5 protein-coding genes are annotated in these 5,968 nt (G+C 71.6%); 1 reads left to right on the top strand and 4 read right to left on the bottom strand.

Annotated features, from left to right (window positions below; genetic code table 11):
- A partial coding sequence (locus AOK23_RS21785; protein WP_240496490.1) for a polyprenyl synthetase family protein occupies positions 1-798 on the bottom strand: 798 nt, incomplete at its 3' end.
- 806 nt (positions 799-1,604) lie between these two features.
- Between AOK23_RS21785 and AOK23_RS21790 the strand changes: the two genes are divergently transcribed.
- The gene (locus tag AOK23_RS21790; RefSeq protein ID WP_055714368.1) at positions 1,605-2,372 is read left to right on the top strand and encodes a LysM peptidoglycan-binding domain-containing protein; all 768 of its coding nucleotides are present in this window, start codon (positions 1,605-1,607) and stop codon (positions 2,370-2,372) included.
- Positions 2,373-2,434: 62 nt separating this feature from the next.
- Here AOK23_RS21790 and AOK23_RS21795 read toward each other — a convergent pair whose 3' ends face one another.
- The 3 genes from AOK23_RS21795 to AOK23_RS21805 all read right to left on the bottom strand — a co-directional run bounded on the left by AOK23_RS21795 (position 2,435) and on the right by AOK23_RS21805 (position 5,959).
- Entirely contained in the window at positions 2,435-3,241 is an 807-nt protein-coding gene (locus tag AOK23_RS21795; RefSeq protein ID WP_055714369.1) for a Cof-type HAD-IIB family hydrolase, read from the bottom strand.
- Positions 3,242-3,354: 113 nt separating this feature from the next.
- Positions 3,355-4,557 (bottom strand): FAD-dependent oxidoreductase, encoded by a 1,203-nt coding sequence (locus AOK23_RS21800; RefSeq protein WP_055714370.1) that lies wholly within the window; start codon positions 4,555-4,557, stop codon positions 3,355-3,357.
- Positions 4,558-4,600: 43 nt separating this feature from the next.
- The gene (locus tag AOK23_RS21805) at positions 4,601-5,959 is read right to left on the bottom strand and encodes a carboxylate--amine ligase (RefSeq protein ID WP_240496491.1); all 1,359 of its coding nucleotides are present in this window, start codon (positions 5,957-5,959) and stop codon (positions 4,601-4,603) included.
- Between the last annotated feature and the right edge of the window lie 9 nt (positions 5,960-5,968).

The raw sequence follows: 5,968 nt of genomic DNA on the forward strand, positions 1-5,968 counted from the left end.
GGCGAGGTCGTCGGGCTCGCCGAGCCGGCCCGCCCGCTCGCGGAGCCGCAGCACCGGCATGGTGGGCACGCCCTCGCGGAGATCCGTACCGGGGGTCTTGCCGGACTCGTGCGAGTCGGAGGCGATGTCGAGGACATCGTCGGCGAGCTGGAAGGCGACCCCGAGGCGCTCCCCGTACTGGGTGAGGATGTCGACCACGGTCTCGTCGGCGCCGGCCATCAGCGCGCCGAGCCGTCCGGCGACGGCGACCAGCGAGCCGGTCTTGCCGCCGAGCACGTCGAGGTAGTGGTCGATGGGGTCGCGGCCGTCGCGGGGGCCCGCGGTCTCCAGGATCTGTCCGGTGACCAGCCGCTCGAAGGCCTCGGCCTGGATGCGGACGGCGTCGGGGCCGAGGTCGGCGAGGACGTGGGAGGCGCGGGCGAAGAGGAAGTCGCCGGTCAGGACGGCCAGGGAGTTGCCCCACCGCGCGTTGGCGCTGGGCACTCCCCGGCGGACCTCGGCCTCGTCCATGACGTCGTCGTGGTACAGCGTGGCGAGATGCGTCAGCTCGACCACCACGGCCGAGGGGACCACCCCGGGCGCGTACGGGTCGCCGAACTGGGCCGCGAGCATCACGAGCAGCGGGCGGAACCGCTTCCCACCCGCGCGCAGCAGATGCTGGGCGGCCTCCTGGATGAAGGGGACCTCGCTCTTGGTGGCCTCGAGCAGACCCTCCTCGACGGCAGCCAGTCCGGCCTGGACATCGGCTTCGAGAGCCTGGTCCCGCGCGCTCAGCCCGAACGGCTCGACGACGGTCACGAGGGTTCTCCTGTCTGCTGACGTCTGCTGACGATCACACGGTCGGTCTAGGTCGGTCTCACGGTCGATGACACAGTTTGTCGATCTGTCGCTGCCATCACCCGAGTCAGCGTATCCGGTCACCTTTCGATCACCACGAGCGCCCACGGGTTCGACTTGGACAACACGGATGGACGCCCGAAATATTCCTGATCAGGAGATATGTCCACATATCCAGCGACGCCCGCGATCGCACTGTCCGTGATGACCGAAATCCGCCCCTGTGCACCACTCTCGACCCACCCCCACATCACCCCAAACCGGCCTTTCAGGCAACCCGAGTTGACCGTTTTGCGCGTTACCCGCACTTCACCCCACTTCTCCCGTGAGTTGGGTCACGCGCGTCGAGTGCCGCACCTCACCACACCCGCCCCGCTTCCCCTTTGCAGTAGGCAAGTTGAGGTGCGCAAAGCGCGCGAACCCGACGCCCATTTCGGGCAAACTCAAGGTCAACTACGCCCATATCCGGATTCGGGGCTTGTTCCCTTCGTGTGCTCTCGCATACGTTCACACCCCGTCCGGACGGACCGCCGAATCCTGCCGCCGCCCGGACTCCCCACCCGACCACTCGACCACGCACGGCAGGAGCGGGGGAACCAGGTAAGCCGCCGGTCCGGCCTTCCCCACCGGACCGGCTCGGGGTGAAGCCACACACGGACCACCGACGCGCGCCGCACGCACGGCGCACGCCGGGCGGCCGAGTGCGGCCGGGCGCCTCCCGCCCGAACCCGACAGCTCACCTCGCAGGCGCCGGAGAGGAATCCGCCATGCCCGGACGAGGCAAGCACCGCCGTCCCAGAACCAACCCCTTCACTCGTGGCATCGTCGCCGCCGGCACGGGCGGCGCCGCCCTCGTGCTGCCGCTCACCGCGGTCGGCACCGCGAGCGCCGCCCAGCCGACCCAGGCCGCCGCCTCCGTGCAGTCGGCCGCGCGGACCGCGCCGGCCGTCGTCCAGCCGAAGTCCGTCACCTACACCGTCGCCTCCGGGGACACGCTGTCCTCGATCGCGCGGAAGCACGGTGTCAGCGGTGGCTGGCAGCGGCTCTACAAGGACAACCGCAAGACCGTCGGCGACAACCCGCGGCTGATCCACCCGGGCCTGAAGCTGAAGCTCATGGCGACGAAGACGGCGGCGACGAAGAAGAAGCCGGCGGTCACGAGCAAGCCGGCCGGCACGGTGGCCCAGGCCACCCCGGCGGCCGCCACGACGTACCCGAACAACCTCGACGGCTGGATCCGGGAGTCGCTGGACGTCATGGCGCGGAACGGGATCCCCGGCTCGTACGACGGCATCTACCGCAACATCATGCGGGAGTCCTCGGGCAACCCCCAGGCCATCAACAACTGGGACTCCAACGCCGCCGCGGGCACCCCGTCGAAGGGCCTGCTCCAGGTCATCGACCCGACCTTCGCCGCGTACCACGTGCCCGGCACCGCCTTCGACCCGTTCGACCCGGTCGCGAACATCACGGCGGCGTGCAACTACGCCGCCGCGAGGTACGGCTCGATCGACAACGTCTTCGGCGCGTACTGATCCCGCCCGGCCCTCGGGCCGGTCCGCTCCCCCCGGGTCACCGCCCCGGGGGGAGCGGGCGTTCAGGCGAACAGCCTCTCCAGCACCACCGCGATCCCGTCGTCCTCGTTCGACAGGGTCACCTCGTCGGCGACGGCCTTGAGTTCGGGGTGGGCGTTGGCCATGGCGACCCCGTGCGCGGCCCAGTCGAACATCGGGATGTCGTTGGGCATGTCCCCGAAGGCGATGGTCTGGCCCGGGGTGAGGCCGAGGTGCTCGGCGGCCAGGGCGAGACCGGTGGCCTTGGTGATGCCGCACGGCTGGAGTTCGACGGTGCCGGGGCCCGACATGGTGACCGTCGCCAGCGAACCGACCGCCATGCGCGCCGCCGAGGCCAACTCGTCGTCCGAGAGATAGGGGTGGCGCAGCAGCACCTTGCTGATGGGCTCGCACCACAGGTCGTCCCGGCGCGGTACGCGCAGGGCGGGCAGCGTGGGGTGCGGCATGAGGTAGCCGGGCTCGATCAGGGTGAGGCCGTCGACGCCGTCCTGGTCGACGGCCGCGTACACCTGGCCGACCTCCGCCTCGATCTTGCCGAGCGCGGTCTCGGCGAGTTCCCGGTCGAGGGTGACCGACCAGAGCAGCCGGTCCGCGCCGGGGTCGTACAACTGCGCGCCCTGCCCGCACACCGCGAGCCCCCTGCTGCCGAGGTCGTCGAAGAGGGGGCGCACTCTCGGCGCCGGCCGTCCTGTCACCACGAGGTGCTGAGCACCGGCCTCCGTGGCCTGCGCCAAGGCGGCGAGGGACCGGTCGGAGAGCGTGTCGTCACTGCGCAGGAGCGTTCCGTCCAGGTCAGTGGCGATGAGTGAATATGCGGTGGGTGCGGCCATGATCAGAGAATACGGATGCCGACCCCCATCGGTTCGCCCGGAAGCAGCCGACGTCAACTCCCTTTGCCCGAACCCACGTTCATCGCCGGGACTCCACGTGCCCCGAGGCCCCCCTAGCCGTGTGCGCCCGCGAGGTGCCGGGCCAGCCGGGGTGAGGCGAACTCCGTGCCGCACACGAACCGCATCACCGGCCCGTACGAGGCCGCCGCGGGCAGCCCCGTGAAGTACAGCCCGGGGATCGACGACCGGAAGCCCGCCCCCAGCACCGGCGTCCCCCGGCTCACCTCCAGCTCCGTCCGCAGCTCGTGGCCGAGGAAGCCCATCGCCCCGAGGTCCACCCGGTACCCGGTCGCCGCGATGACATGGTCGGCCGCCATCTCCTCCGTACGCCCGTCGTGCCCCCGCACCACGAGCCGTGGCCCCCCGTCGATGATGCCGCCGCGCACCACCCGGTCGACCTCCCGTACCTCGACGTGCCCCTCGAAGCGCTCGCGCAGCCACCACGCCCCGAGCGGCCCGAGCACCCGGCGGACCAGGTGGTGCCGGGCCTCGGCGGGCAGATACCGGTAGGGGTGCGGGTAGTAGCTGAGCGCCCACAGCGACCAGGCCCGCCCGAACGGTGACACCGGCCGCAGCCGCGGCTGCTTCCACGGCGGCGCCCCGAACGCCACCGCGCCCCGGCCGCGCGCGACCACCCGTACCCGGGCTCCCGCCTCGGCGGCCAGGACGGCCGTCTCCAGCGCGGACTGCCCCGCCCCGACGACGATCAGTTCCTTGCCGGCGAACCGTCCGAGGTCGTGGTGCTGGGAGCTGTGGGAGACCGGCCCGCTCGGTGCGGGCCCGTCGCCGGCCGCCCCCGCCAGCTCGGGCGGCATATGCGCGAGCCCGAACAGTCCGCTGGCCACGACGACGGCCCGCGCGGTGAACGACTCCCCCGAGTCCAGCTTCAGTTCGAAGCAGCCGCCCCTGCCGCGGTCCACGGAGACGACGCGCACCCGCTCCAGCTCGGGCACGAGCCGCTGCTGGAACCACTCGCCGTAGGCGATGAAGGTCTCCACGGGGATGATGTCCTCGTCCGTCACCAGCCGGCGGATGCCCGCCGCGTCGCAGTAGTCGCCCAGGGTGTTGCCGCGCTGCGGGGCGTCGATGCTGGACGCGGCCGGTGTCGACTTCAGGAGCATCCCGGCGGGCATGCTGTCCCGCCAGCTGACCATGGGTTCGCCGAAGACGCGGACCGGAATGCCGTGCGCCCGCAGATGGGCGGCGGTGGACAGACCGAACGGTCCGGCGCCGATGACTGCTACCGGTTGAATCACGAAGTCCCTCCCCAGGACGCGATGTGCCTACTTCGTGTGCTGCCTAGCCGTGGAGCCCGAAGCGGTCGCCCCGCCCGATCCGCCCGCCCCGGCCTCCTTGGCGCGACCGGCGGGACCGTTTCGACCGGCCGGGAGCGCCCGTCCGGCCGGACCGGGTGGCCCGCCACAGTTGATAGAGGTGCTTGGCGCCCGGTCGCACGAAGCGCGCGAGCATCGTGAGGAACGGCAGCGGGTCGTCACCCGCGAGCCACGCCAGCTCCGTACCGTTCGCGCGGGCGGGCGCGTGCGGTGTGGTGTACCCGCTGCGCCGGTAGGCGAGCAGGGCCGGCAGGTCGATGTTCTCCACGATGTACCGCCGCCCGGCGAGCTGTTCCCCCTCCGGCACCGGGCGTCCGGTCAGATCCAGGTGCATGGCGCGCACGACGTCGATGCCCGCCTCGTTCTCGAAGATCCGGAACTGCGCGCCCATCCGCGGATTGAAGTCGAGCAGCTTGTACTGCCCGTCCCGCCGGTCGAAGCGCAGATCCAGGTCGATGACGCCGCTGAAGCCGATCTGCTTGATGAACCGGGCCGCGATGTCCGCCAGTTCCGGGTTGTCGACGATGTACGCGTTCGCCGTCATCCCCGCGTGCGGCGGCCACGAGCGCACCTTCACCCCGGTGAACAGGGCGAGCGGCGTGGACTCCGCGTCGAAGTAGGCGTGCACGATCCAGTCCTCGGCGTCCTCCCGGGGCAGGTACTCCTGGAGGATCACCCCGGGCCGCTCCCCCCATCCGCGGGCGAGCCGCAGCAGCGCCTCCGGGCTCTCGATCCGGGTCGTCCCGTTGACGGCGGGCTGCCGGCGCCGCTCGAACGCCTCCCGGTTCTTGGCCACCACCGGGAAGCGGGCCCGTCCCGCGAACCGCTCGACCTCGTCGTACGACTGCGGAAAGGCGGCGGTGGGGCTGGCGACGCCGTGCTCGACGCACAGCTCGTGCAGCCCCTGCTTGCTGGCGAGGCGGCGCGGCAGCTTGGCGTCGACGCGCGGGAAGAGGAACACCGCGCCCAGCGCGTCCTGATGCTCGGCGATGAGCACCGCGGCCTCCTCGTCGGTCGGCACGAGCACACTCGGCCGCCCGATCTCCCGCCCGATCCTGAGCAGCCCCTCCACCAGCAGCTCGGGCTCCTCGGTCCCGGTGGTGGGCCATACGAACGCCCGCCGCAGGTACCGCGAGAGGGCGGCCGGCGTGTAACGGTCCTCGGTGATCGCGTACATGGGCACGCCGAGCCGTCCCAGGCTGCGGATCGCCCCGACGCCGCCGTGGTGCAGCGGATAGTCACCGAACTTGACGATGAGCCCGGGAACATCCCGATCCACCGGGATCGGCGCATGCCCGGCGCCCCTGGCCACGGGTCCCCCCACGTGTCCCCC

The organism is Streptomyces torulosus (genome assembly GCF_001419765.1).
GTDB classification, from domain to species: domain Bacteria; phylum Actinomycetota; class Actinomycetes; order Streptomycetales; family Streptomycetaceae; genus Streptomyces; species Streptomyces torulosus.

Excerpts from the sequence above, each read along its gene's own strand:
- AOK23_RS21790 (WP_055714368.1), top strand. The coding sequence starts at position 1,605 with ATGCCCGGACGAGGCAAGCACCGCCGTCCCAGAACCAACCCCTTCACT.
- AOK23_RS21795 (WP_055714369.1), bottom strand. The coding sequence starts at position 3,241 with ATGGCCGCACCCACCGCATATTCACTCATCGCCACTGACCTGGACGGA.